The 26,935-nt window shown below is 54.6% G+C and carries 24 protein-coding genes and 2 rRNA genes; 18 read left to right on the top strand and 8 right to left on the bottom strand.

Annotated elements, in window-relative coordinates:
- The first annotated feature begins 246 nt into the window (after positions 1 to 246).
- The 3 genes from QMG90_RS06290 (at position 247) to QMG90_RS06300 (ending at position 4,870) form a co-directional block, all read left to right on the top strand.
- Positions 247 to 3,153: ribosomal RNA gene (locus tag QMG90_RS06290) — 23S ribosomal RNA — on the top strand.
- 64 nt (positions 3,154 to 3,217) lie between these two features.
- A 5S ribosomal RNA gene (rrf, locus tag QMG90_RS06295) occupies positions 3,218 to 3,333 on the top strand.
- Positions 3,334 to 3,571: 238 nt separating this feature from the next.
- Positions 3,572 to 4,870, top strand: coding sequence for an MFS family transporter (locus QMG90_RS06300; RefSeq protein WP_283283029.1), 1,299 nt, complete (start codon positions 3,572 to 3,574; stop codon positions 4,868 to 4,870).
- Positions 4,871 to 4,873: 3 nt separating this feature from the next.
- Here the strand turns inward: QMG90_RS06300 and QMG90_RS06305 are convergent, their stop codons facing one another.
- From QMG90_RS06305 to trxC, 5 genes are all read right to left on the bottom strand, one after another.
- Positions 4,874 to 5,197 (bottom strand): YfiM family lipoprotein, encoded by a 324-nt coding sequence (locus QMG90_RS06305; protein ID WP_283283030.1) that lies wholly within the window; start codon positions 5,195 to 5,197, stop codon positions 4,874 to 4,876.
- 51 nt (positions 5,198 to 5,248) lie between these two features.
- Positions 5,249 to 6,604, bottom strand: coding sequence for a CDP-diacylglycerol--serine O-phosphatidyltransferase (pssA, locus tag QMG90_RS06310; protein WP_283283901.1), 1,356 nt, complete (start codon positions 6,602 to 6,604; stop codon positions 5,249 to 5,251).
- Positions 6,605 to 6,714: 110 nt separating this feature from the next.
- On the bottom strand, positions 6,715 to 9,378 hold the full coding sequence (locus tag QMG90_RS06315) for a bifunctional acetate--CoA ligase family protein/GNAT family N-acetyltransferase (RefSeq protein WP_283283031.1): 2,664 nt from the start codon (positions 9,376 to 9,378) through the stop codon (positions 6,715 to 6,717).
- A gap of 33 nt (positions 9,379 to 9,411) precedes the next feature.
- The gene (gene tapT, locus QMG90_RS06320; RefSeq protein ID WP_283283032.1) at positions 9,412 to 10,110 is read right to left on the bottom strand and encodes a tRNA-uridine aminocarboxypropyltransferase; all 699 of its coding nucleotides are present in this window, start codon (positions 10,108 to 10,110) and stop codon (positions 9,412 to 9,414) included.
- A gap of 69 nt (positions 10,111 to 10,179) precedes the next feature.
- Positions 10,180 to 10,605: a thioredoxin TrxC gene (gene trxC, locus QMG90_RS06325; protein ID WP_283283033.1), complete on the bottom strand. Its 426-nt coding sequence runs from the start codon at positions 10,603 to 10,605 to the stop codon at positions 10,180 to 10,182.
- Positions 10,606 to 10,811: 206 nt separating this feature from the next.
- On the opposite strand from trxC, the gene QMG90_RS06330 reads away from it, so the two are divergent.
- Positions 10,812 to 11,882 (top strand): tRNA/rRNA methyltransferase, encoded by a 1,071-nt coding sequence (locus QMG90_RS06330; RefSeq protein ID WP_283283034.1) that lies wholly within the window; start codon positions 10,812 to 10,814, stop codon positions 11,880 to 11,882.
- 34 nt (positions 11,883 to 11,916) lie between these two features.
- Here the strand turns inward: QMG90_RS06330 and ung are convergent, their stop codons facing one another.
- Positions 11,917 to 12,606, bottom strand: coding sequence for a uracil-DNA glycosylase (gene ung, locus QMG90_RS06335; protein ID WP_283283035.1), 690 nt, complete (start codon positions 12,604 to 12,606; stop codon positions 11,917 to 11,919).
- A 317-nt stretch (positions 12,607 to 12,923) separates the two neighbouring features.
- On the opposite strand from ung, the gene grcA reads away from it, so the two are divergent.
- Positions 12,924 to 13,307: an autonomous glycyl radical cofactor GrcA gene (gene grcA, locus QMG90_RS06340; RefSeq protein WP_283283036.1), complete on the top strand. Its 384-nt coding sequence runs from the start codon at positions 12,924 to 12,926 to the stop codon at positions 13,305 to 13,307.
- Positions 13,308 to 13,360: 53 nt separating this feature from the next.
- On the opposite strand, the gene srmB is transcribed toward grcA, so the two are convergent.
- Complete coding sequence (gene srmB / locus QMG90_RS06345) at positions 13,361 to 14,695, bottom strand: ATP-dependent RNA helicase SrmB (protein ID WP_283283037.1); 1,335 nt, start codon at positions 14,693 to 14,695, stop codon at positions 13,361 to 13,363.
- A gap of 132 nt (positions 14,696 to 14,827) precedes the next feature.
- Here srmB and trmN point away from each other — a divergent pair, with 132 nt between their 5' ends.
- Positions 14,828 to 15,565: a tRNA(1)(Val) (adenine(37)-N(6))-methyltransferase TrmN gene (gene trmN, locus QMG90_RS06350; RefSeq protein ID WP_283283038.1), complete on the top strand. Its 738-nt coding sequence runs from the start codon at positions 14,828 to 14,830 to the stop codon at positions 15,563 to 15,565.
- On the opposite strand, the gene nadB is transcribed toward trmN, so the two are convergent.
- Entirely contained in the window at positions 15,550 to 17,169 is a 1,620-nt protein-coding gene (gene nadB / locus QMG90_RS06355) for an L-aspartate oxidase (protein ID WP_283283039.1), read from the bottom strand. The genes trmN and nadB overlap by 16 nt on opposite strands.
- A 365-nt stretch (positions 17,170 to 17,534) precedes the next feature.
- On the opposite strand from nadB, the gene rseD reads away from it, so the two are divergent.
- The 12 genes from rseD to acpS all read left to right on the top strand — a co-directional run bounded on the left by rseD (position 17,535) and on the right by acpS (position 26,933).
- On the top strand, positions 17,535 to 17,594 hold the full coding sequence (gene rseD / locus QMG90_RS06360) for a rpoE leader peptide RseD (RefSeq protein WP_235501711.1): 60 nt from the start codon (positions 17,535 to 17,537) through the stop codon (positions 17,592 to 17,594).
- On the top strand, positions 17,591 to 18,166 hold the full coding sequence (rpoE, locus tag QMG90_RS06365) for an RNA polymerase sigma factor RpoE (protein ID WP_283283040.1): 576 nt from the start codon (positions 17,591 to 17,593) through the stop codon (positions 18,164 to 18,166). Before rseD ends, rpoE begins: the two co-directional genes overlap by 4 nt.
- 32 nt (positions 18,167 to 18,198) lie before the next feature.
- Positions 18,199 to 18,849, top strand: a complete 651-nt coding sequence (rseA, locus tag QMG90_RS06370; protein WP_054179378.1) for an anti-sigma-E factor RseA — start codon at positions 18,199 to 18,201, stop codon at positions 18,847 to 18,849.
- Positions 18,849 to 19,802, top strand: coding sequence for a sigma-E factor regulatory protein RseB (rseB, locus tag QMG90_RS06375; RefSeq protein WP_283283041.1), 954 nt, complete (start codon positions 18,849 to 18,851; stop codon positions 19,800 to 19,802). Before rseA ends, rseB begins: the two co-directional genes overlap by 1 nt.
- Complete coding sequence (gene rseC / locus QMG90_RS06380; RefSeq protein WP_283283042.1) at positions 19,799 to 20,278, top strand: SoxR-reducing system protein RseC; 480 nt, start codon at positions 19,799 to 19,801, stop codon at positions 20,276 to 20,278. The genes rseB and rseC overlap by 4 nt, the downstream gene beginning before the upstream one ends.
- 172 nt (positions 20,279 to 20,450) lie before the next feature.
- Positions 20,451 to 22,250, top strand: a complete 1,800-nt coding sequence (gene lepA / locus QMG90_RS06385; RefSeq protein WP_283283043.1) for a translation elongation factor 4 — start codon at positions 20,451 to 20,453, stop codon at positions 22,248 to 22,250.
- 16 nt (positions 22,251 to 22,266) lie between these two features.
- Positions 22,267 to 23,241, top strand: coding sequence for a signal peptidase I (lepB, locus tag QMG90_RS06390; RefSeq protein ID WP_283283044.1), 975 nt, complete (start codon positions 22,267 to 22,269; stop codon positions 23,239 to 23,241).
- Between the two features lie 236 nt (positions 23,242 to 23,477).
- Entirely contained in the window at positions 23,478 to 24,158 is a 681-nt protein-coding gene (gene rnc / locus QMG90_RS06395) for a ribonuclease III (protein ID WP_038157166.1), read from the top strand.
- On the top strand, positions 24,155 to 25,060 hold the full coding sequence (gene era / locus QMG90_RS06400) for a GTPase Era (protein WP_283283045.1): 906 nt from the start codon (positions 24,155 to 24,157) through the stop codon (positions 25,058 to 25,060). The genes rnc and era overlap by 4 nt, the downstream gene beginning before the upstream one ends.
- A gap of 20 nt (positions 25,061 to 25,080) precedes the next feature.
- Positions 25,081 to 25,788, top strand: a complete 708-nt coding sequence (recO, locus tag QMG90_RS06405; RefSeq protein ID WP_038157248.1) for a DNA repair protein RecO — start codon at positions 25,081 to 25,083, stop codon at positions 25,786 to 25,788.
- 33 nt (positions 25,789 to 25,821) lie between these two features.
- Complete coding sequence (gene pdxJ, locus QMG90_RS06410) at positions 25,822 to 26,553, top strand: pyridoxine 5'-phosphate synthase (protein ID WP_283283046.1); 732 nt, start codon at positions 25,822 to 25,824, stop codon at positions 26,551 to 26,553.
- A complete protein-coding gene (acpS, locus tag QMG90_RS06415; protein ID WP_283283047.1) occupies positions 26,553 to 26,933 on the top strand; it encodes a holo-ACP synthase in 381 nt (126 codons plus the stop codon). Before pdxJ ends, acpS begins: the two co-directional genes overlap by 1 nt.
- Positions 26,934 to 26,935 lie beyond the last annotated feature (2 nt).

The raw sequence follows: 26,935 nt of genomic DNA on the forward strand, positions 1-26,935 counted from the left end.
TCTTTAAAAATCTGGATCAAGCTGAAAATTGAAACACTGAATAGTCGAAAGATTATTCGTGAGTCTCTCAAATTTTCGCAATCAGAAGACAACACTGTCAGAGGTGATGTGAGCGAAGTGAAGACAAGGCGTACCGCACGTAGCGAGCGCAGTGGACTTAATGTCCATGAGCATCGCGAGTACGGAACAACGCAGTATTCACGACGCGCAACAAGCCGGACAGAACAAGACATCTTCGGGTTGTGAGGTTAAGCGACTAAGCGTACACGGTGGATGCCCTGGCAGTCAGAGGCGATGAAGGACGTGCTAATCTGCGAAAAGCGCCGGTAAGGTGATATGAACCGTTATAACCGGCGATGTCCGAATGGGGAAACCCGGTGCACTTCGGTGCATCATCGTAACATGAATACATAGTGTTACGAGGCGAACCGGGGGAACTGAAACATCTAAGTACCCCGAGGAAAAGAAATCAACCGAGATTCCCCCAGTAGCGGCGAGCGAACGGGGAGGAGCCCAGAGTCTGAATCAGTTTGTGTGTTAGTGGAACGGTCTGGAAAGGCCGGCGATACAGGGTGAAAGCCCCGTACACAAAAACACACAGGCTGTGAACTCGATGAGTAGGGCGGGACACGTGGTATCCTGTCTGAATATGGGGGGACCATCCTCCAAGGCTAAATACTCCTGACTGACCGATAGTGAACCAGTACCGTGAGGGAAAGGCGAAAAGAACCCCGGCGAGGGGAGTGAAACAGAACCTGAAACCGTGTACGTACAAGCAGTGGGAGCACCCTTTGGGGTGTGACTGCGTACCTTTTGTATAATGGGTCAGCGACTTATATTCTGTAGCAAGGTTAACCGAATAGGGGAGCCGAAGGGAAACCGAGTCTTAATTGGGCGTTAAGTTGCAGGGTATAGACCCGAAACCCGGTGATCTAGCCATGGGCAGGTTGAAGGTTGGGTAACACTAACTGGAGGACCGAACCGACTAATGTTGAAAAATTAGCGGATGACCTGTGGCTGGGGGTGAAAGGCCAATCAAACCGGGAGATAGCTGGTTCTCCCCGAAAGCTATTTAGGTAGCGCCTCGTGAATTCATCTCCGGGGGTAGAGCACTGTTTCGGCCAGGGGGTCATCCCGACTTACCAACCCGATGCAAACTGCGAATACCGGAGAATGTTATCACGGGAGACACACGGCGGGTGCTAACGTCCGTCGTGAAGAGGGAAACAACCCAGACCGCCAGCTAAGGTCCCAAAGTCATGGTTAAGTGGGAAACGATGTGGGAAGGCCCAGACAGCCAGGATGTTGGCTTAGAAGCAGCCATCATTTAAAGAAAGCGTAATAGCTCACTGGTCGAGTCGGCCTGCGCGGAAGATGTAACGGGGCTAAACCATGCACCGAAGCTGCGGCAGCGACACTAAGTGTTGTTGGGTAGGGGAGCGTTCTGTAAGCCGTTGAAGGTGGTCTGTGAGGGCTGCTGGAGGTATCAGAAGTGCGAATGCTGACATAAGTAACGATAAAGCGGGTGAAAAGCCCGCTCGCCGGAAGACCAAGGGTTCCTGTCCAACGTTAATCGGGGCAGGGTGAGTCGACCCCTAAGGCGAGGCCGAAAGGCGTAGTCGATGGGAAACAGGTTAATATTCCTGTACTTGGTGTTACTGCGAAGGGGGGACGGAGAAGGCTGTGTCATCCGGGCGACGGTTGTCCCGGTTTAAGCGTGCAGGTGTGTGCTCCAGGCAAATCCGGAGTGCTTTAACACTGAGGCGTGATGACGAGGCACTACGGTGCTGAAGTGACAGATGCCCTGCTTCCAGGAAAAGCCTCTAAGCTCCAGGTAACACGAAATCGTACCCCAAACCGACACAGGTGGTCAGGTAGAGAATACCAAGGCGCTTGAGAGAACTCGGGTGAAGGAACTAGGCAAAATGGTGCCGTAACTTCGGGAGAAGGCACGCTGGTGCGTAGGTGAAGTCCCTTGCGGATGGAGCTGAGACCAGTCGAAGATACCAGCTGGCTGCAACTGTTTATTAAAAACACAGCACTGTGCAAACACGAAAGTGGACGTATACGGTGTGACGCCTGCCCGGTGCCGGAAGGTTAATTGATGGGGTCAGCCGCAAGGCGAAGCTCCTGATCGAAGCCCCGGTAAACGGCGGCCGTAACTATAACGGTCCTAAGGTAGCGAAATTCCTTGTCGGGTAAGTTCCGACCTGCACGAATGGCGTAATGATGGCCAGGCTGTCTCCACCCGAGACTCAGTGAAATTGAACTCGCTGTGAAGATGCAGTGTACCCGCGGCAAGACGGAAAGACCCCGTGAACCTTTACTATAGCTTGACACTGAACACTGGTCCTTGATGTGTAGGATAGGTGGGAGGCTTTGAAGTGTGGACGCCAGTCTGCATGGAGCCGCCCTTGAAATACCACCCTTTAATGGCTGGTGTTCTAACGTGGACCCGTAATCCGGGTTGCGGACAGTGTCTGGTGGGTAGTTTGACTGGGGCGGTCTCCTCCTAAAGAGTAACGGAGGAGCACGAAGGTTGGCTAATCCTGGTCGGACATCAGGAGGTTAGTGCAATGGCATAAGCCAGCTTGACTGCGAGCGTGACGGCGCGAGCAGGTGCGAAAGCAGGTCATAGTGATCCGGTGGTTCTGAATGGAAGGGCCATCGCTCAACGGATAAAAGGTACTCCGGGGATAACAGGCTGATACCGCCCAAGAGTTCATATCGACGGCGGTGTTTGGCACCTCGATGTCGGCTCATCACATCCTGGGGCTGAAGTAGGTCCCAAGGGTATGGCTGTTCGCCATTTAAAGTGGTACGCGAGCTGGGTTTAGAACGTCGTGAGACAGTTCGGTCCCTATCTGCCGTGGGCGCTGGAGAATTGAGGGGGGCTGCTCCTAGTACGAGAGGACCGGAGTGGACGCATCACTGGTGTTCGGGTTGTCATGCCAATGGCACTGCCCGGTAGCTAAATGCGGAAGAGATAAGTGCTGAAAGCATCTAAGCACGAAACTTGCCCCGAGATGAGTTCTCCCTGAGACATTAAGTCTCCTGAAGGAACGTTGAAGACGACGACGTTGATAGGCCGGGTGTGTAAGCGCAGCGATGCGTTGAGCTAACCGGTACTAATGAACCGTGAGGCTTAACCTTACAACGCCGAAGATGTTTTGGCGATGAGAGATGATTTTCAGCCTGATACAGATAACAGAATTTGCCTGGCGGCTTTAGCGCGGTGGTCCCACCTGACCCCATGCCGAACTCAGAAGTGAAACGCCGTAGCGCCGATGGTAGTGTGGGGCTTCCCCATGTGAGAGTAGGACACTGCCAGGCATTAATTAGGTGAAGAGGCCATCCGGAAGGATGGCCTTTTTGCGTTTTTGTCTGTCAAAAAACTAGCGTCCCCACCTGCGTAAAATCCTGATTCGTGATCCTGCTAACAGAATTCGTGATCATAGTCGCATACTTGAAAGTAACAATTATGTAACATTTTTGCCACTTATTTTATCATCTTAGTGGCGTGCAACGTCCAACGAGACAAGCATCCATCTTTGGCAGGAGAACGATGACAATGACCGAAACGAGCATAGCTGCGCGTGATTCATTGACGGGCAGCGATACCCGGCGACGGGTGTGGGCGATTGTCGGCGCCTCTTCAGGCAATCTGGTGGAATGGTTTGATTTCTATGTCTATTCGTTCTGCTCTCTTTATTTCGCCCATATCTTTTTCCCCGCAGGCAACACCACCACGCAATTGTTGCAAACGGCTGGCGTATTCGCCGCCGGATTTTTGATGCGCCCGATAGGTGGCTGGCTGTTCGGTCGTATCGCCGATCGCCACGGACGTAAAAAATCCATGTTGATTTCTGTCTGCATGATGTGTTTTGGTTCATTGGTGATCGCCTGCCTGCCAGGCTACGCCACGATTGGCACCTGGGCGCCGGCGCTGTTACTGCTGGCCCGGTTGTTCCAGGGATTGTCGGTCGGAGGAGAATATGGCACCAGCGCGACTTATATGAGTGAAGTCGCCGTGGAAGGACGCAAAGGATTTTACGCCTCTTTCCAGTATGTCACGCTGATTGGCGGACAACTGCTGGCCCTGCTGGTTGTTGTCGTCTTACAACAGATCCTGAGCAGTGAAGATCTCCATGCCTGGGGCTGGCGGATCCCGTTTGCACTGGGTGCGGTGCTGGCCATTGTCGCGCTGTGGCTGCGTCGTCAACTGGATGAAACCTCACAAAAAGAGACCCGTACACTGAAAGAGGCTGGCTCGTTCAAGGGATTGTGGCGTAATCGTAAGGCGTTCCTGATGGTGCTGGGTTTTACTGCCGGTGGATCGCTGACGTTTTACACCTTCACCACCTATATGCAGAAGTATCTGGTCAATACCGCCGGAATGAGCGCAAACACCGCCAGCATCCTGATGACAGTCGCGCTGTTCGTGTTCATGCTGATCCAGCCGCTCATCGGTGCGTTGTCAGACAGGATTGGCCGCCGGACATCCATGCTCATCTTTGGCGGCATGGCGACAGTATGTACCGTTCCCATATTGTCCGCGCTGCAGAGTGTGACATCTCCCGTGGCTGCATTCGCGTTAGTGATGTGCGCGCTGCTTATCGTCAGCTTCTATACCTCGATAAGCGGCATCCTGAAAGCCGAGATGTTTCCGGCACAGGTCAGGGCACTGGGGGTTGGTCTGTCGTATGCGGTAGCGAATGCGCTGTTTGGCGGATCGGCAGAATATGTCGCGCTGTCCCTGAAATCAGTTGGCATTGAGTCGGCGTTTTTCTGGTATGTGACCCTGATGGGTGCGCTGGCGTTCCTGGTGTCGCTGATGCTGCACGCGAAGGGAAAAGGGCTACGTCTCTAGCGGTTACTGATGCGCCAGTTGCCAGACGGCAAACCCCGTTGTGGCGCCGGCGACATCCCAGGCAAAATCTTTCCAGCTCCAGCCGCTTCCTGCCGGGCGGCTGTCCCACAACTCTTTACCCGCCCCGAGACTGACAGAAAACAGCAACCCAATTGCCGCGCTGCGATCGCGGCTGATGCCCTGATGCTGCGCGTATTCATTGCCTGCGGCAGAGAGCATGGCAGACGCGAGAAAATGCTGCGCCTTATCCTGCCCGGCCCACGGGTCATTCGCCATATGGCTACAGCCGCTGAGGAATAACACTGTGAAAAGCAACAAGATGCGCATGAGGCGGGCTGACTCCATAAGAAAAGGCCCCGGATGAGCGGGGCCAGAAAATTACAGAATACGGCTGATCAGCTTGTCTATTCGGATCCGGCGCAGACGGCGGATCAGCTTACGCACTTTCACCGGGTAATCGGCGATGCTTTGCAGATCGCGATAATGTTTCACCACGGTGGTATGCGTGCGGATCAGTTCCAGCTCTTTTTGACGGGATGCCGCCAGCTGATGTTGCGGATCGTGGATGAGGATGGCGTTCTCGAGATCCAGTCGCCAGGCGCGCGGGTTGAGATTATTGCCCGTCAGCAGCATCCATTCGTCATCCACCCACATGCCTTTCAGATGATAAGTGTTGTCATCATCTTTCCATAAACGAACCACGAGCTGATCGGTGTTTACGTAGTATTGCAGGCGGCTGAGGAAGCGACGCAGGTTGATCTCATAGAGATACGGCAGGGCGCCGATAATCTTGAACGGCTGATCTTCCGGGATATAAAAATCATTGGCGGTTTTGTCGCCAACGATAATCTCCACTTTTTTCCCTTCCCGCAGTAGCTGGATGATATTACGCACCAGCAGGGCAGGCAGGTTGAAATACGGTGTGCAGATGGTGAGCTTATGCTCCGCACAGGGCATCAAATGGAAGATGGTTTTATTCAGGACGCTTGATTTGCCCAGCCCGACCAGCGGCGTGACTGAAAGCTGTTCGTTATCGGCATCGCCCTGATAGTGATAGCCGGTATCGCGCAATTCCTGACGATACAGACGCACGTCGTTTTTGATTTCCGGGCTTCTCGGGCGATCAGGCTTATCCAGACGATGAACGCCACGCCCTTGCACGAGATTGCTATCGGCCCAGTTAAACATGATGTCCGCCATCTGCTGATTACGCACGCAGTGGTAACGGTCGTAGCGGTACTTATCATGCTGATGCAGGTAGACGTCATTCAGGCTGGCGCCGCTGTAGAGCACACAATCATCAATGATAAAACCTTTGAAATGCAGCACGCCCAGCGCTTCACGGGTATTGACCGGCACGCCATAAACAGGCACATCGACGCCTGCGTTTTCCTGTGCCATACGGCAATACCAGTCCGCGTTGGTGTTCGATGCCGCCGCACCGATACGGCCACGCTGCGCCCGATGCCAGTCGACCAGCACGCGGACGTCTAATTCAGGGCGTTGACGTTTGGCGTCATACAGCGCTTGCAAAATACCCTTGCCACCGTCGTCCTGCTCAAGATAAAGCGCAACGATACAGATACGATGCGTGGCGCTGGCAATCTTCGCCAGCAGGGCTTCCCGAAAATCCGCGGGAGCGTAAAAAAACTCGACATCATCAACTGACTGAGAGAGCTTAGGTAGTTGAGCAAGGTGTTGTTGATGTTTATTTCGCTTAAATTTTGACAACATCACAGTGCAATTCTTCTCTGTTTATTGAAGGGTCCTCTGTACCATGCAGACGACAGAAGCGAACAATAATACCACCACTACTGGCTAAAGTGGTCAACATTTCCAGCGACTTACTTACCATCGCCAGCAGACGCCAGTTTAAGCGTTAAGCCAACGATACCTTCCTCCAGTTGAATGTCCACCTCGAAACCCAACTTACGCGCCAGCGCCACCATGCCCTGATTATGAGGCATTGTGATCCCCGTGAGTCGTACCAGACCGTGGTCGCGGGCATAGCCAATCAGTTTTTCCAACAGCATGCGCCCCAGACCTAATCCTTTCAGATCCGAACGCACCAGCACGGCGAATTCTGCATCCGTATTATCAGGATCGGAAATCGCACGCGCGACACCGAGGATCTCCGGCTCGCTACCAGTAAGCCGCACTGCGACAAAGGCCATTTCTCGATCGTAGTCGATCTGGGTCATGTTGGCTAAATCGTCATGGGTAAATTCGTTGATCTCGCTGAAGTAGCGATAGTAGAGATCTTCCTTCGTCACTTGGGCGATAAACCGCTGTAGCGCGGGCTCATCTTCCGGCAGGATCGGCCGAAACAGGCAGCGCTCGCCGTTTTTCATCTCGACCCATTGTTCCAGTTGTTGCGGATAAGGGCGTACCGCCAGTCGACTTTCACTGTCGCCTTCAAACGGCGCAATCTCCAGCGTGACGTCCAGGGCAGTAAATTCGCCGCCTGACGCCAGTAAAGGATGAATGTCGAGACGCTGGATTTCCGGGCAATCCACAATCAGGTTGGAGACCTGCACCAGCAACTGGCTCAGCCCGGCGACGTCCAGCGGACGCAACGCGCTGCGACCGCGGATCTTTTTATTTTTGATCGCCTGAATCACCAGATAACGGGCGAGGTTCATGTTCAGCGGCGGCAACGCGACGGCGGCCTGATCCTGTGCGCGCCATTCCACTCCACCTTCGCCGAGCATAATCAGCGGGCCAAACACCGGATCGTGCTCAACGACGACCCGTAATTCCTGAGCGCCCGCACGGTTCGCCATACTTTGTACCAGCAGGCCATGAATGCGCGCCTGCGGCCACGTCATTTTTACGCGGTCGAGCATCGCATCAGCCGCACGCTGGACTTCAGCCGCCGTGCGCAGATAGAGCATGACGCCTTGTACTTCCGATTTATGCGGAATATCGGGTGAGCGCAATTTCAGCGCCACCGGATAACCAATCTGTTCGGCAATATGCACCGCCTCCGTGCTGTCGGCCGCAATCCAGGTCGGCAACGTGTGCAGACCGTAAGCCTTCAGTACCGGCTGGACTTCATGCGTGTCGAGTGAGGTTGCGCCATCGGCGATGGCCTTCTGCAGCAGGATATGCGCTTGCGCCGCATTGGCCGTCAGGTTCAGCGGGATCGTCGGCGTTTCACGCAGTTGTTTCTGGTTTCGACGATATTCAACCATGTGCATAAAGGCGGTTATTGTCCCTTCCGGCGTGCGATAAGTAGGAATACCGGCGTCGCTAAACAGGCGCCGCGCCTCTTGCGAGGAATATTCACCGCACCAGTTGGTCAGAACGCTCACATATTTGCCGCGTGGATGTTTTTTCACGGCGTCAATCAGCGCCAGTGCACTTTCTGTTCCGGGTGACGCGGCGCTGGGGGCATGGATCACCAGTAAGGCATCAAAGTCCTGGCTGTCCAGGAGGATATTGATCGCCGAGGTATAATGCTCGCTGAACGCGTCATCGCGTAAATCCAGCGGGTTAGCCACCTCCACGCCGTCATGCAGCGTCTGGCGTAGCCGCGCAAGCGTCTCTTCGCTCAGCGTCGCCAGCTTACCGTTGCGTAGCCAGAGCTCATCCAGCGCCAGTGCCGCGGGTGCCGCGCCGTTGCTGACGATCATCAGCTTGTCGCCGCGCAGCGGGCGCATATGGCTAAGGGTTTCAACGGCCGAAAAGAGTTCGTGCGTGTCCTGCACACGCAGTAAACCCGCGCGCTGAATAGCGGCATCCCACGCGGGATCAATACCTGAGTTCACATGCAACAGGCGCTGTGCGTCCGGGCTGCGGCCGCTTTTAATCACCAGAATGGGTTTATTCCGCGAGGCGCTACGGGCGGCGGAAACGAACCGGCGCGCATCGCTGAGATGTTCCAGATAGAGCAGAATGGCGCTGGTTTTGGTATCGCGGGCAAGATAGTCGAGCAAATCATCGACGTCGATATCCAGACTGTCGCCGAGAGCGATGAAGTAAGAAAACCCCATCTCCCGTTGCTGCGCCCAGTCAAGGATTGTGTTAGACACGGCGGCGGACTGCGAAATAAACGCCAGCTTGCCAGGGCGAATCGGTACTGGTGAAAAACTGGCGTTCAGCCCCTGCCAGGGCGCCAGCAATCCGAGACTGTTTGGCCCTAAAAGCCTCATCTGATAACGGCGAGCACAGACTTTCAGTTCGGCAAATTGTTCCGGTGGCGAGGAGAGGATAATGCAGGTTTTGCATCCCTTTTCGCCTAGCGCTTCCAGTAAGGCCAGATTTCGTTTCGCATGAGTGCAGAGCACCGCCAGATCGGGCGTAAACGGCAGGCTGTCGATATCCGGCCAGGCGAGAACGCCCAACACCGCCTTCCAGTTCGGCGTAACGGGCAACACCGGGCCGCTGAAGCCGCCGGACAACAAATTGCGCATCATCAGATAACCGGCACGCTGAGGCTTCATTGAGGCGCCAATGACGGCGATAGATTTGGGTCGAAGTAGCGCTTCCAGGCCACGTTGGCTCATACCGGTCTCCTTTGCACAAGTGACCGGATGATTCTAAACGCTTTCTTCCATTTCTGCTGTGACGCTTCCCTTATGCTGCGTTTTTCCTGCCAGATAGCGCGAGCGAAAGCGACCAAAATGATCCCCAAGCGCGGCGGCAGCATCGGTGTCGCCTGCCAGATCCAGCAACGCGACAGCCACTTCCGCGGTACAGTATTGCCCTTCAGCATGCACTTCCCGTAGCCGGTACGCCGACACGCGCGACAGATCGACTGAAATCAGCGGTAGGTTATCGAGCCACGGGCTTTTGCGGAACATTTTCCGTGCTTCGGTCCAGGTACCGTCAAGCATGATAAACAGTGGCGGCTTACCGCTGGCCGGCGTGCTGATCACCTGACGATCGGGCCCGGCGTACGAGGCCGGGAACACCACCACGGGCTGATAATCCGGGTTATGCACCAGATCCAGCAAAGCTTGCGGCGGCGTGGTTCGCGACCATTGAAACGCTTCGGTGTCGGGCAGAATATCCGCGATGAGCCGCCCGGTATTGCTTGGTTTCATCGGCTCGGTATCGAACATCACCAGGCAAAAACGGCTTCTGGCGTGGGCGGTGGTGAGGGTATCGCACAAACACTGTCTGAGCGGCAGCAGGCAACGCTGACACCGACGAATTCGGTTTCCTCTGGCGAGAAAAGGGCGGGTGGCACGCGCAAGGCGTTCCGCGCGTAATCTGAGAACGGCGTTATCGGTCATGGGTGTCTGGCAGAAAAAACGCCATTGTCGCAGAGGTTAAAACGGGGCACAAGTTGTGCCCCGGCAGGATCAGGATGGCGTGGCCTCGTTCAGCCAGTTGTCAAACGGCGCTTTCGGCACGGCACCATTCAACATATCAATCACTTCGCCATTCTTGAAAATCATGATGGTTGGAATACTGCGAATACGAAACCGGGCACTCAGCTCGCGTTCCGCTTCAGTATTCACTTTTACAAAGCGCATTTTTCCGCTGCGCTCTTCCGCGACATCTTCAAAGATCGGCGCAAAGCTTTTGCAGGGGCCGCACCACGGCGCCCAGAAATCGACCACGACAGGAAGATCGTCTTTCAGCAGTTTATCCAGTGTTGCGTCGGTGGCATGGATCACGTCACCATCAAACAGGTCGTGACCACAGCGTCCACACTTCGCTGCATCGTTAAGACGATCGTCGGGGATGCGGTTGAGCGCCTGACAGCTGGCACAAACGGTATTCATAACTAACCTCGGGTCTGAAAGGGCAACGGCATCACGCCGCGGCCAGATTGTTTCGATAATGTTACATATTATCGGCGAAGGCGCGTAAATGGACAAAGTGGTTTATTCAATGAGTACAATAGTCATAGTCTTTTGTAGGAAGTCATGGCGAAGCGCGACCACATCGGGTAATCTTCGCGCTTCGCGCAGCGCAGGTGGAGAAAGAGATGAACGACGAACTGAAGAATAAAAGCGGCAAGGTCAAAGTGATGTATGTCCGCAGTGATGATGACTCGGATAAACGCACCCAGAATCCGCGTACCGGAAAGGGTGGAGGGCGCTCTGGCGCTTCCCGTACTGAAGGTGGTCGTCGTCCGACGCGTGAGGGTAAATCCACGCAACCTGCGCGTGAGCGCAACCGCGATCGCAATGATCGTAGCGACCGCGATCGTGATGCCTCCCCGTGGCGTACCGTTTCCCGTGCGCCGGGGGATGACACTCCAGCGAAACCAGATCACGGCGGTATCAGCGGTAAAAGTTTTATCGATCCGGAAGTGCTGCGCCGTCAGCGGGCCGAAGAGACGCGTGTGTATGGCGAAAATGCCTGCCAGGCGCTGTTTCAGAGTCGCCCGGATTCTATCGTTCGCGCCTGGTTTATCCAGAGCGTCACGCCGCGTTTTAAAGAAGCGCTGCGCTGGATGGCGGCGAACCGCAAAGCGTATCACGTGGTGGATGATGCGGAGCTGACCAAAGCATCCGGCACTGAACACCACGGCGGCGTCTGTTTCCTGATTAAAAAACGTAACGGCACCACGGTGAAACAGTGGGTGAGCCAGGCGGCAGAAGATGATTGCGTACTGGCGCTGGAAGATGTCGGCAACCCGCACAACCTTGGCGCGATGATGCGCAGTTGTGCCCACTTCGGCGTAAAAGGCGTAGTGGTACAGGATGCGGCGCTGCTGGAATCCGGTGCGGCGATCCGTACCGCAGAAGGGGGGGCCGAGCACGTCGAGCCGATCACCGGCGACAGCTTCATCGAGACGCTGGATCAGTTCCGCAACGCGGGTTACACCATCGTCTCCACCTCCAGCCACAAAGGCACGCCGCTGTTTAACGCCACACTGCCGAAGAAAATGGTGCTGGTGTTGGGTCAGGAACGTGATGGCTTGTCTGACGCGGCACTGGACAACGCCGATCTGAACGTTTCAATTAATGGCACTGGCCATGTTGAGAGCCTGAACGTCTCCGTCGCGACTGGCGTGTTGCTTGCCGAATGGTGGCGACAGAACAAAGCCTGATGTAAAAAAGCCAGCGTCTTCGCTGGCTTTTTTATTACTCGCTTTCCGCCGGTAGTACGGGCATCCAGTCAATCGGTGTTTCGCCATGCTGTGACAGCCACTCATTGGCCAGTACAAAATGGTTGCAACCGAAGAAGCCGCGATGCGCCGACAGCGGCGACGGGTGAGGGGCTCTCAGTACGTAATGGCGCTGCTTGTCGATAATCGCCCCTTTCTTCTGCGCGTGCGATCCCCACAGCAAAAACACCACCCCTTCGCGATGCTCATTGATAAGGCTGATGACCTTATCGGTGAAGGTTTCCCACCCCAGACTGGCGTGTGAGTGCGCCTGCCCAGCGCGTACCGTTAAAACGGTATTGAGCAGCAGCACGCCCTGCCGTGCCCAGCTTTCCAGATAACCGTGATCCGGGCGGGTGAAGCCGGGAATGGATTGCTCCAGTTCTTTATACATATTGAGCAGCGAAGGCGGTGTGGCGATGCCGGGGCGCACGGAAAATGCCAGACCATGCGCCTGCCCTGGACCGTGATAGGGATCCTGACCAAGAATGACCACTTTCACATCGCCCAGTTCGGTAAAACGGAAGGCGTTAAACACATCTTTCTGTGGTGGATAAATCGTCATACCGGACTGCCGCTCGCTGGCGACGGTCTTCAGCGTATTCAAAAAATAGGGCTGTTGTTTTTCGTCAGCCAGTACGTCGTGCCAGGTTAATTCGGTTGTCATTTCGCTCTCCTGCGAATCTGTATGCAGATAGCTTAACGGCTTCTTTCTGCATAACAAAATCTGTAAATCACAAACGCCGTCGTTCCTACAAAAAAAGTTGAAAATTTACAAAAATAATTTGGCGTTGCGGGGTGTGTAACTTGATATAAAACAAGTATTTTCCGGTATACCCATCTTCACGGTGAGGTTTTTATTGATATAAATCAAAGAATCAAGGATGTGCCACTGTTATACATACACTCAAGCAACAATGGTTTTACCAATTGGCCGGAAACCGGCCGGTTAAAATGAATATGCAGAGCCTGAGGAGGCGCCAAATGATTACAGGTATTCAGATTACTAAAGCCGCAAATGACAATCTGCTGAACTCTTTCTGGTTGCTGGACAGCGAGAAGGGTGAAGCTCGTTGCCTGTGCGCCAAAGGTGATTTCAAGGAAGATCAGGTTGTTGCTGTCAGCAATCTGGGTGATATCGAATACCGCGAAATCCCGGTAGATGTAAAACCGGAAGTGCGTGTTGAAGGTGGTCAGCATCTGAACGTGAACGTGCTGCGTCGTGAAACGCTGGAAGATGCCGTTAAGCATCCGGAAAAATATCCGCAACTGACCATTCGTGTTTCGGGTTATGCCGTCCGTTTCAACTCACTGACCCCTGAACAGCAGCGCGACGTTATCGCTCGTACCTTTACCGAAAGCCTGTAATTCTTACGGGCGCGGAAATAAAAAAGCCGGGAATTTCATTTCCCGGCTTTTGTTTATTCTTCTGTTGACGGCGTTGAGTCTGCGCTGCCGCTCGGCTTACGACGCTTACCAATGTTTTTGGTATCGCGATGGCGTTTCTTGACGCGCGGTTTTTCTTTCTCTTTCTCTTTTTTCTTCTCTTCGCGTTTCGCCAGCGCTTTCTTCGACGGTTTCCCGGTCATCTTCTCGCTTGGCGCACGCGTGGTCGGGCGAAGCTCATCAATAACACGCGGTTTCAGCGGTTCTTCGATATAGCGGCCGATTTTCTGCAGCAGCAGGTGATCGTGGGCTTCAACCAGCGAGATTGCAGTACCTTTGCGGCCCGCACGACCCGTACGACCGATGCGGTGAAGGTAGGTGTCGCCACTGCGCGGCATGTCGAAGTTAATAACGTGACTCACATCAGGAATATCAATCCCGCGGGCCGCAACGTCGGTGGCAACCAGCACGTTAACGCGACCGTCGGTAAGACGTTTAATGCCTTCGTTACGCTTAATCTGCGCCATCTCGCCTTCGAGGTAGCAGTTATTGATGCCAGACGAACGCAGCATTTCTGCCAGTTCATGTACACGCTCGCGCTTACGCACAAACACGATAGAGCGGGTAGCGTCTTCCTGTTTCAGCAGGTGCTTCAACAGGGCAACTTTATGTTCGAAGTTGTCGGCACGGTAATACCACTGGTGAATTTTTTTGCGCTCACGGGTGGATGGCGTTGCGGATACTTCCACTGGATCTTCCAGCAGACGCTCAGCAAAATCTTTAATGGCGTCGCCTTCCAGGGTGGCGGAAAACAGCATGGTTTGTTTGCGCCAGCGGGTTTCACCGGAAATATGCTCGATGTCCTGGGCGAAGCCCATATCAAGCATACGATCCGCTTCGTCAAGAATTAGCGTTTCTACCGCGCGGCAATCGAAATTTTCTTCTTTAATATATTGCAGCAGACGACCTGTCGTCGCGACAACGATATCCTGGTTTTCGCTGAACACTTCCGCGTGGTTCATGTAGGCCACACCGCCGGTGATCGTTGCGATATCGAGATGCGTATGCGCCGCCAGTTCGCGGGCGTGGTCGGCAACCTGCATAGCCAGTTCACGGGTTGGTGTGAGGATCAGAATGCGCGGCGGCCCGGATTTTTTGCGCGGGAAGTCGAGCAGGTGCTGCAACGCAGGCAGCAAATATGCCGCTGTTTTACCGGTACCGGTCGGCGCGGAACCAAGGACATCACGGCCATCGAGCGCAGGCGGAATAGCGGCAGCCTGAATGGCGGTCGGGCGAGTGAAACCTTTATCCTGGAGGGCATCCAGAAGGTTTTCGTCGAGTTCGAGTTCGGAAAAAGTCGTTACAGTCATGATCTACCTCTGTGTGGGGCGCTGATTATAGACGTTACGGCTGTAATGTTCATCTGTTTGTGTGGCTATCTGTTCTCAGGTATTGTGCTTAACCTAAAACAAATCCCGCTTTTACTTGCCAGGATGCATGATATGTTTGACCCAAAATCCGTGCTGCGTCGTAATGGATTTACCTTCAAGCAGTTCTTTGTTGCGCACGATCGTTGCGCCATGAAAGTGGGGACCGATGGCATTCTGTTGGGTGCCTGGGCACCGATTGCCCGCGTCAATCGTATTCTCGATATTGGTACGGGAAGCGGTCTGCTGGCGCTGATGCTGGCGCAAAGAACCGACGACCACGTCGCCATTGATGCCGTTGAACTCGATGATGACGCTGCCACGCAGGCGCAGGAAAACGTCGCGGAATCGCCATGGTCTGCGCGCGTGCAGGTGCATCACGCGGATATTCAGCAGTGGCTTCATCAGCAAACTCGCCGTTATGACCTGATTGTCAGCAATCCGCCCTATTATGAGCAGGGCGTAGAGTGTGCGACGCCGCAGCGCGAGCAGGCCCGTTATACCACGTCGCTCGATCATACCGCACTGCTGAATTGTGCCGCAGAAGCGATCACCGAAGAAGGATTTTTCTGCCTGGTGCTGCCGGAAAGCATTGGCACGGCGTTTACCGAGAAAGCGCTTTCGCTCGGCTGGAATCTGCGTTTGCGCACGGACATCGCTGAAACCGAACTGCGTCCGCCGCATCGCGTGCTGTTAGCGTTTTCGCCAAAAGCAGGGGAGTATTTTTGCGATCGGCTGGTGATCCGTGGGCCAGAGCAGCAATACTCAGAAGGGTATACTGCGCTGACCCAGGCCTTCTATTTATTCATGTAAGCCAGCGGGGAAAGCACTGACGGACCGGATTCCGCCAGCGGTTGCGGATAATCCAGCGTGTAGTGCAGACCCCGACTTTCTTTGCGTAGCATCGCACAGCGAACGATCAGTTCAGCGACCTGAACCAGGTTGCGCAGCTCCAGTAAATTATTGGAGACGCGGAATTTCGCGTAATACTCATCCAGCTCCTGTTGCAACAGGGTGATGCGACGCAGTGCGCGTTCAAGCCGCTTTGTGGTCCGCACAATGCCAACGTAGTCCCACATAAAAAGGCGTAACTCGTGCCAGTTATGCTGGATGACCACCAGTTCGTCCGGGTTCTCAACGCGGCTTTCATCCCACGCGGGGAGCGACGATGTCGCTCGCGCATATGGCATGCGCTTTTTAATGTCTTCGGCCGCTGACCAGCCGTAGACAAGGCACTCCAGTAGCGAGTTGGACGCCATCCGGTTTGCGCCATGCAGTCCGGTGTAGCTCACCTCGCCAATCGCATACAGGCCGTCAACGTCGGTACGGCCGTAATCATCCACCATCACGCCGCCGCAGGTGTAATGCGCCGCGGGCACAATCGGCACAGGTTGCCTGGTGAGATCAATGCCCAGACCGAGCAGCTTGTCGTAAATCATTGGGAAGTGCTGGCGGATAAAGTCGTCTGGCTTATGGCTGATGTCGAGATACATGCAATCCGCGCCAAGGCGTTTCATCTCATGGTCGATGGCGCGGGCGACAATATCGCGAGGCGCCAGCTCGCCGCGCGAATCAAAATCAGGCATAAAACGTGTGCCGTCAGGGCGTTTCAGTAACGCGCCTTCACCGCGAAGCGCTTCCGTCAGCAGGAAATTTCTTGCCTGCGGATGATAAAGTGCGGTCGGGTGAAACTGATTAAACTCCAGATTCGCCACGCGGCAACCTGCGCGCCATGCCATGGCAATGCCATCGCCCGACGAAATATCCGGGTTAGTGGTGTACTGATACACTTTTGATGCACCGCCCGTCGCCAGCACCACCGATTTTGCCTGACAGGTTTCCACGCGCTCCTGATTGCGGTTCCAGATCCACGCCCCGACGACACGCCGCGTGCCAGGCAGACCGATTTTATCGGAGATGATCAGATCGACGGCGTTATGGCGTTCGAGTATCTGAATGTTGGGATGATTCAGCGCCTTGCTGACCAGCGTGGTTTCCACGGCTTTACCGGTAGCATCGGCGGAATGAAGAATGCGGCGATGGCTGTGTCCACCTTCCCGTGTCAGGTGGTAGCTCTCTTCGCCGTTGGCCTGCGTTTGCGTATCGAACAACACGCCCTGATCGATGAGCCATTGCACACAGGATTTCGCATTACTGGCAACAAACGAGACCGCATGGCGGTCGCAGATCCCTGCGCCAGCAATTAAGGTATCTTCGATGTGTGATTCGATGCTGTCCGTTTCATCAAACACAGCGGCGATACCGCCTTGCGCGTAAAAGGTGGAGCCTTCGCTGGCCGGACCTTTACTTAAAACAATCACCGAGCTGTGTTCCGCCAGGCGTAATGCCAGCGATAAACCTGCAGCACCGCTGCCGATAATAAGGACATCACAAGCGTGGTTAGGCGTCGTATTCATCTTTTTTGTTTAATGTACTAAACATGGTTTCGCGAGCATATCACTCAGATAGGCTTTTTAGCACTTTTTTTTACGATGAAGTTGTAATGACTAAACAGAAAGCCGGTGAAAGAAGGTGTCTGAAAGCGAGGAAATATTTTGCGAAGCAGATCGTTAGCTTCAGATTTTATGATGAAATAAACCCTGTGTTAAGCTACCCTGCTGGCGTGCTGAACGCTTTAATTACACACAATCGCGTTGTTAAGCATCGGTAGACTTATAATGAATGATAATGAACAGTCTCAATGATTAACAAAAAAACAATGGCGTAACGGAACTTTATGATTATCAGAAACTCTAACCGAGTGCTTGCTCATAGTGCATTGATGGAGTGGCGTTCTGATTACGCATGGGAATTAGGTTTGGGGAGACATTACCTCGGATGAGCGAGCAGTTAACGGATCAGGTCCTCGTTGAACGGGTCCAGAAGGGAGATCAGAAAGCGTTTAACCTGCTGGTAGTGCGCTATCAGCATAAGGTGGCGAGTCTGGTTGCCCGCTATGTACCATCAGGTGACGTGCCTGATGTCGTACAAGAGTCTTTTATTAAAGCCTATCGTGCGCTGGATTCTTTCCGGGGGGATAGTGCTTTTTATACCTGGTTGTATCGCATCGCGGTAAACACCGCCAAGAACTACCTGGTTGCTCAGGGGCGCCGTCCGCCATCAAGTGATGTAGACGCTATTGAAGCAGAAAACTACGAAAGTGGCGGTGCGCTGAAAGAAATTTCGAACCCTGAGAACTTAATGTTGTCAGAAGAACTGAGACAAATTGTTTTTCGTACCATTGAGTCGCTTCCGGAGGATTTACGCATGGCAATTACCCTGCGGGAGCTGGATGGCCTGAGCTATGAAGAGATAGCCGCTATCATGGATTGTCCGGTCGGTACCGTTCGTTCGCGTATCTTCCGGGCGCGAGAAGCTATTGATAATAAAGTTCAACCGCTTATCAGGCGTTGACGATAGCGGGATACTGGAAAAGGTATTTAGGCATGCAGAAAGAACAACTTTCCGCTTTAATGGATGGCGAAACGCTGGATAACGAGCTTCTCAATACGTTGAGTGGTTCTCCTGAACTGCAAAAAACCTGGGAAAGCTACCACCTCATCCGCGATTCACTCCGTGGCGATACAGGCGAGATGCTGCATTTTGATATCTCCGCCCGCGTCATGGCCGCCATTGAAAATGAGCCTGTGCGCCAGGCAACGCCGTTGATTCCTGAAGCCCAACCGGCACCGCACCAGTGGCAGAAAATGCCGTTCTGGCAGAAAGTGCGCCCGTGGGCCAGCTCACTTACACAAATGGGTGTCGCCGCCTGTGTATCGCTTGCAGTCATCGTCGGCGTGCAGCAGTATAATGGGCAATCTGAATCATCCCAGCAGCCTGAAGCACCTGTCTTCAACACCCTGCCAATGATGGGTAAAGCCAGCCCGGTTAGCCTGGGCGTACCTACTGATGCCACTGCCGGTACCGGCCAGCAACAGCAGGTGCAGGAGCAGCGCCGTCGCATCAATGCAATGTTGCAGGATTATGAGTTGCAGCGCCGTTTGCACTCCGAACAGCTTCAGTTTGAACAGGCACAAACCCAGCAAGCCGCTGTTCAGGTGCCGGGGTATCAAACTTTAGGAACGCAATCGCAGTAATGAAGCAACTTTGGTGTGCCATACCGCTTGTGGTTGGTAGCCTGTTCTTCTCTGTCAACGCCTCGGCTGATGTTTCGTCCGGGGCGTTGTTGCAGCAAATGAACCTGGCGAGCCAGTCACTCAATTACGAGCTGTCATTTGTCAGCATCAGCAAGCAAGGCGTCGAATCACTGCGTTATCGCCACGCTCGTCTTAACAATCAACCGTTATCTCAGCTTCTGCAGATGGATGGCCCGCGTCGTGAAGTCGTCCAGCGCGGCAATGAGATCAGCTATTTTGAGCCAGGGCTCGAACCCTTCACGCTCAATGGCGACTACATCGTTGATTCCTTACCTTCGCTGGTCTATACCGATTTTAAACGCCTGTCGCCTTATTACGACTTTATCTCCGTCGGGCGAACCCGTATTGCCGATCACCTCTGCGAAGTGATTCGCGTGGTGGCAAAAGACGGCACGCGTTACAGCTATATCGTCTGGCTGGATTCCGAAACCAAACTGCCGCTGCGCGTCGACCTGCTCGATCGTGACGGCGAAACGCTGGAACAGTTCCGGGTGATCGCTTTCACTGTGAACAACAGCGTGAGCGATAGCATGGAAAATCTGGCCAAAGCCAGCCTGCCGCCGCTGCTTTCGGTTCCGGCGGGAGATAAATCCAGCTTTAACTGGACGACCTCGTGGGTGCCGCAGGGCTTCAGCGAAGTCTCCAGTAGCCGCCGTACTTTGCCTACGCTTAATGTGGCGGTGGAATCGCGTCTTTACTCCGACGGCCTGTTTAGCTTCTCCGTGAACGTCAGCCGGGCAACGCCGACCAGCAGCGAACAAATGCTGCGTACGGGACGTCGCACGGTGACCACGTCGGTTCGCGACAACGCGGAAATCACTATCGTCGGCGAGCTGCCGCCGCCCACCGCGAAGCGTATCGCGGAAAGCGTTAAATTCGGGGCAGTACAATGATTAAAGATTGGGCAACCGTCGTCTCCTGGCAAAGCGGGCTGGCGAAGGTCAGTTGTGATGTCAAAGCGTCGTGCAGCAGTTGTGCATCGCGCGCGGGCTGCGGCTCTCGCATACTGAATAAGCTCGGGCCGCAAACGCAGCACACAATCGTCGTCCCGAGCGAGCAGCCGCTCGTCGCCGGGCAAAAAGTGGAACTGGGTATTGCGGAAGGCAGCCTGCTGAGTTCTGCGCTGCTGGTTTACATGTCGCCGTTGGTGGGGTTGTTTGTGGTAGGCGGCCTCTTTCAGATACTGTTCGGTGGCGATCTCGCGGCACTTTGCGGCGCGCTGCTCGGTGGCGTCGGCGGTTTTTTGCTTGCCCGCGGCCTGTCGCCAACGCTGGCGGCACGAGCCGAATGGCAGCCGGTCATCCTGAGCGTTGGCCTTCCTCCTGACATGCTGCGCGTTGACGCATCCCCCTCCGAAACAGGCCAGTGATCGCGCTGGCTTTTGTTTTACTTACATCTCGCATCAGATCTCCCGCTAAGCTTACCGGAAGAGCATTTCCTGGTTGTGGCGATGTAGTGTAGAATGCGGCGTTTTCGAACGACACAACGTCAGGCACAGAACAGCGGCCTCAAGGTATTCGTAAGGCATAATTAATTAATATATGAAGAACATACGTAACTTTTCGATCATTGCTCATATCGACCACGGTAAGTCGACGCTGTCTGACCGTATCATCCAGATTTGCGGTGGCCTTTCTGATCGTGAAATGGAAGCGCAGGTTCTCGACTCCATGGATCTGGAGCGCGAGCGCGGCATTACGATTAAAGCGCAAAGCGTGACGCTCGATTATAAAGCCTCCGATGGCGAAACTTATCAGCTGAACTTTATCGATACCCCGGGCCACGTTGACTTTTCCTATGAAGTCTCTCGTTCGCTGGCGGCGTGCGAAGGCGCGTTGCTGGTGGTTGATGCCGGGCAGGGTGTTGAAGCCCAGACGCTGGCGAACTGCTATACCGCCATTGAAATGGATCTGGAAGTGGTTCCGGTCCTGAACAAAATCGATCTGCCTGCCGCCGACCCTGAGCGCGTGGCAGAAGAGATTGAAGACATTGTCGGCATTGACGCCACCGATGCGGTGCGCTGCTCGGCGAAAACCGGCGTTGGTGTTCAGGATGTGCTGGAACGCCTGGTGCGTGATATCCCGGCGCCGGAAGGGGATGAAAACGCGCCGCTGCAGGCCCTGATTATTGACTCCTGGTTTGATAACTACCTGGGGGTCGTGTCTCTGGTGCGCGTTAAAAACGGCACTCTGCGCAAAGGCGACAAAATCAAGGTGATGAGCACTGGTCAGGTGTATAACGCTGATCGTCTTGGCATCTTTACGCCGAAACAGGTTGACAGGACCGAACTGAAGTGCGGCGAAGTGGGCTGGCTGGTCTGCGCGATTAAAGACATTCTCGGTGCGCCGGTGGGCGATACCCTAACGCAAGCGCGTAATCCTGCCGATAAAGCCTTACCGGGCTTTAAAAAAGTGAAGCCACAGGTATATGCCGGTCTGTTCCCGGTCAGCTCTGATGACTACGAAGCCTTCCGCGATGCGCTTGGCAAATTAAGCCTGAACGATGCTTCCCTGTTCTACGAGCCGGAAAGCTCCACGGCGCTGGGCTTTGGCTTCCGCTGCGGCTTCCTCGGTCTGCTGCACATGGAGATCATCCAGGAACGTCTGGAACGTGAATACGATCTGGATCTTATCACCACCGCGCCGACGGTAGTGTACGAAGTTCAGATGACCAACAAAGAGGTGGTTTACGTCGACAGCCCGTCCAAGCTGCCGCCGCTGAACAACATTGACGAGCTGCGCGAGCCTATCGCCGAGTGTCATATGCTGCTGCCGCAGGAATATCTCGGTAACGTCATCACCCTTTGCGTGGAAAAACGCGGTGTGCAGACCAATATGGTCTACCACGGCAATCAGGTCGCGCTGACCTATGAAATCCCGATGGCGGAAGTGGTGCTCGACTTCTTTGACCGCCTGAAGTCCACCTCCCGCGGCTACGCGTCGCTGGATTACAACTTCAAGCGCTTCCAGGCGTCCAACATGGTGCGCGTGGATGTGCTGATCAACGGCGAGCGCGTCGATGCGCTGGCACTGATCACCCACAACGAGAATGCGCCGTACCGTGGTCGTGAGCTGGTAGAGAAGATGAAAGATCTGATCCCGCGCCAGCAGTTTGACATCGCTATCCAGGCGGCAATCGGTAACCACATTATTGCGCGCTCGACCGTGAAACAGTTGCGTAAAAACGTACTGGCAAAATGTTACGGTGGTGACGTGAGCCGTAAGAAAAAGCTGCTGCAGAAACAGAAAGAAGGGAAGAAGCGAATGAAGCAGGTCGGTAACGTTGAGTTGCCGCAGGAAGCATTCCTCGCCATTCTGCATGTCGGTAAAGACGGTAAATAACCCTTAAGGAGTTGGCATGGCGAACAAGTTTGCCGTAATCCTGGTGCTCGCGACCCTGATAACAGGGTTGCTGTGGTGCCTGGATAAGTTCTTTTTCGCAGCAAAACGTCGTGAGCGCCAGGCTGCGGCGCAGGCGGCGACAGGCGATCAACTGGATAAAAAAACGCTGAAGAAAGTCGGCCCGAAACCGGGCTGGCTGGAAACCGGCGCATCGATTTTCCCGGTGCTGGCGATCGTGCTGGTGGTACGTTCTTTTATTTATGAACCTTTCCAGATCCCATCAGGTTCGATGATGCCAACGCTACTGATTGGTGACTTTATCCTCGTGGAGAAATTCGCTTACGGCATTAAAGATCCGATTTACCAGAACACGCTGATCGAAACCGGTCATCCAAAACGCGGTGACATTGTAGTCTTTAAATACCCGGAAGAGCCGAGTCTGGACTACATCAAACGCACCGTGGGGGTGCCGGGCGATAAAGTCACGTATGATCCAGTGGCGAAAGAGGTCACTATCCAGCCGGGCTGCAGCTCCGGGCAGGCGTGCGGCAACGCACTGCCGGTGACCTATTCCAACGTTGAACCGAGCGATTTCGTGCAGACGTTCGCCCGTCGTAACGGCGGCGAAGCGACCAGCGGCTTTTGGGAATTGCCGAAAGGCGAAAGCAAAGAAAACGGTATTCGTCTGACGGAGCGTAAAGAGACGCTGGGCGAAGTGACCCACCGCATTCTGACTGTGCCTATCGCGCAGGATCAACTGGGCATGTATTACCAACAGGCCGGCCAGCCGCTGGCGACCTGGATTGTGCCGCCCGGCCAGTACTTCATGATGGGCGATAACCGCGACAACAGCGCCGACAGCCGCTACTGGGGTTTTGTCCCTGAAGCGAACCTCGTTGGCCGTGCCGTGGGGATCTGGATGAGCTTCGAAAAACAAGAAGGTGAATGGCCGACGGGCGTGCGTCTGAGCCGTATTGGCGGTATCCACTAATTCTTTTTTCCTCCCTCCCGTTCATGTTGTCGCCAGGCGATGGCGGCAACATGAATTATTTAAGATATAAATCGGTTCTGACTAACGACTTCCTTTCACGTTGTGTATAGAATATTCCCCCGAAAGTTTTGGTTGTCTCCTGCACAGGAGCCACGGCACACGAAACCGCGTTGGTGATGCTTTTTCAGGTCGGTTTCGTGTGCTGAATTGTTGACGCATTCATTTATTGGTAACGCATGAACCCCATCGTAATTAATCGGCTTCAACGGAAGCTGGGCTACACTTTTCATCATCAGGAGCTGTTGCAACAGGCATTAACCCACCGCAGTGCCAGCAGCAAACACAATGAACGTCTGGAATTTCTGGGCGATTCAATTTTAAGTTATGTGATTGCCAACGCGCTCTATCACCGCTTCCCTCGGGTTGACGAAGGTGACATGAGCCGTATGCGCGCCACGCTGGTTCGCGGTAATACGCTGGCGGAAATCGCCCGCGAATTTGAACTGGGTGAGTGTCTGCGTCTTGGGCCTGGCGAATTGAAAAGCGGTGGTTTTCGTCGCGAATCTATTCTTGCCGATACGGTCGAAGCACTGATTGGCGGTGTCTTCCTCGACAGCGATATTCAGAATGTCGAGAAGCTGATCCTCTCCTGGTATCAGACGCGTCTGGACGAAATCAGTCCGGGCGATAAGCAAAAAGATCCGAAAACGCGCCTGCAGGAATATTTGCAGGGGCGTCATCTGCCGTTGCCTACCTATCTGGTGGTGCAGGTGCGTGGCGAAGCCCACGATCAGGAATTTACTATCCACTGCCAGGTCAGCGGCCTGAGCGAACCGGTGGTTGGCACAGGTTCCAGCCGTCGCAAGGCTGAGCAGGCCGCCGCCGAACAGGCGCTGAAGAAGCTGGAGCTGGAATGAGCGAAGAAAAAACCTACTGCGGATTTATTGCCATCGTTGGTCGTCCGAACGTTGGCAAATCCACACTGCTGAATAATCTGCTCGGGCAAAAGATCTCCATCACTTCCCGTAAAGCGCAGACCACCCGTCACCGCATCGTCGGTATTCATACGGAAGGCGCGTATCAGGCGATTTATGTTGATACCCCAGGCCTGCATATGGAAGAGAAACGTGCGATCAACCGCCTGATGAACAAAGCGGCGAGCAGCTCCATCGGTGACGTCGAACTGGTGATTTTTGTGGTTGAAGGCACCCGCTGGACGCCGGATGACGAAATGGTGCTGAACAAGCTGCGCGAAGGCAAAGCGCCGGTGATCCTCGCGGTCAACAAAGTCGACAACGTGCAGGAAAAAGCCGATCTACTGCCGCATCTGCAATTCCTCGGTAGCCAGATGAACTTCCTTGATATCGTGCCGATCTCAGCAGAAACCGGACTGAATGTGGATACCATCGCCGGTATCGTGCGTAAGCACCTGCCGGAAGCCGTCCACCATTTCCCGGAAGACTATATCACCGACCGTTCTCAGCGCTTTATGGCGTCTGAAATCATCCGTGAGAAGTTGATGCGCTTCCTCGGTGCTGAGCTGCCATATTCTGTAACCGTTGAAATTGAGCGTTTCCAGACCAACGAACGTGGCGGGTATGACATCAACGGGCTGATCCTCGTTGAGCGTGAAGGGCAAAAGAAGATGGTGATTGGCAACAAAGGCGCCAAAATCAAAACCATCGGCATCGAAGCCCGCAAAGATATGCAGGAGATGTTCGAAGCACCGGTTCACCTGGAACTGTGGGTGAAGGTGAAATCCGGCTGGGCCGACGACGAACGCGCGCTGCGTAGTCTCGGCTATGTAGACGATCTCTGAGAGTAACATACTCTATGGAAGTGGATGGGTGGCAACGCGCTTTCGTCCTCCATAGCCGTCCCTGGAGCGAAACCAGCCTGATGCTGGACGTCTTCACGGAAGAGTCTGGTCGCGTGCGCCTGGTTGCTAAAGGCGCACGGTCTAAACGTTCTAATCTAAAGGGCGCCCTGCAACCCTTTACACCTCTGCTGGTCCGTTTTGGCGGGCGCGGCGACGTCAAAACGCTGCGCAACGCGGAAGCTGTCTCGCTGGCGCTTCCCTTAAGCGGCATTGCGCTCTACAGCGGATTGTACGTCAACGAATTAATCGCCCGCGTGCTCGAACATGAGACCCGCTTCTCTGAACTGTTCTTTGATTACCTGCACTGTATCCAGTCGCTGGCGGGGGGAAGTGGTTCGCCTGAACCCACGCTTCGCCGCTTTGAACTGGCGTTGCTGGGGCACCTGGGATATGGCGTCGATTTTCTGCACTGCGCTGGCAGCGGTGAACCAGTGGACGACACCATGACCTATCGCTACCGTGAAGAGAAGGGTTTTATTGCCAGCATGGTGATTGATAACAACACCTTTACCGGGCACCATCTGAAAGCGCTCGCCAGCCGCGAATTCCCGGATGCTGACACGCTGCGCGCAGCGAAACGCTTTACCCGTATTGCGCTGAAACCCTACCTGGGGGGAAAGCCGCTCAAAAGCCGCGAGCTGTTCCGGCAGTTCATGCCGAAGCGGTGAGTGACACGAACGAAAATAATACCGAGGATTGTCATGGCTGAATTACTGTTAGGCGTCAATATTGATCACATTGCCACCCTGCGTAACGCGCGCGGAACGGCTTATCCGGATCCGGTGCAGGCGGCGTTTATTGCCGAGCAGGCCGGCGCGGATGGCATTACTGTGCATTTGCGCGAAGACCGACGCCACATTACCGATCGCGACGTTCGCCTCCTGCGTCAGACGCTGGACACGCGCATGAATCTTGAAATGGCCGTCACCGAAGAGATGGTGAAGATCGCCTGCGAGACGAAACCGCATTTCTGTTGCCTGGTGCCGGAAAAGCGTCAGGAAGTGACCACTGAAGGCGGGCTGGATGTCGCCGGACAGCGCGACAAAATGCGTGACGCCTGCCAGCGCCTTGCCGCTGCTGGCATTCAGGTTTCGCTGTTTATTGATGCCGACGTTGAACAGATCAAAGCCGCTGCGGAAGTCGGCGCGCCGTACATTGAAATTCATACCGGTTGCTACGCGGACGCGAAAGACGATGCCACCCTGGCGTGTGAACTGGAACGTATCGCTAATGCCGCGACCTTTGCCGCGAGCCTCGGACTGAAAGTTAACGCTGGTCACGGGCTGACCTATCACAACGTCAAACCGATTGCCGCCCTGCCGGAAATGCACGAGCTGAACATCGGTCACGCGATCATTGGTCGCGCTGTGATGTGCGGTCTGAAAGAGGCGGTAGCCGAAATGAAACGTCTGATGCTGGAAGCGCGCAAGTAATGGCTATTCTGGGCTTAGGGACCGACATCGTCGAAATCGCCCGTATCGAATCTGTGATCGCCCGTAGCGGCGATCGTCTGGCGCGGCGTGTGTTAAGCGATAACGAATGGGCTATCTGGGAATCGCATCAGCAGCCGGTACGTTTTCTGGCCAAACGCTTCGCTGTCAAAGAAGCAGCGGCAAAAGCGTTTGGCACCGGCATTCGCAACGGTCTGGCGTTTAATCAATTCGAAGTGTACAACGATGCGCTGGGTAAGCCCCGGCTGCGTCTGTGGGGCGAAGCCAAAACGCTGGCGGAAAGTCTTGGCGTGGCGACTATTCACGTCACGCTCGCGGACGAACGTCACTATGCCTGCGCGACGGTGATCATCGAAAGCTAAGG

The organism is Trabulsiella odontotermitis (assembly GCF_030053895.1).
Classification (GTDB): Bacteria; Pseudomonadota; Gammaproteobacteria; order Enterobacterales; family Enterobacteriaceae; genus Trabulsiella; species Trabulsiella odontotermitis_C.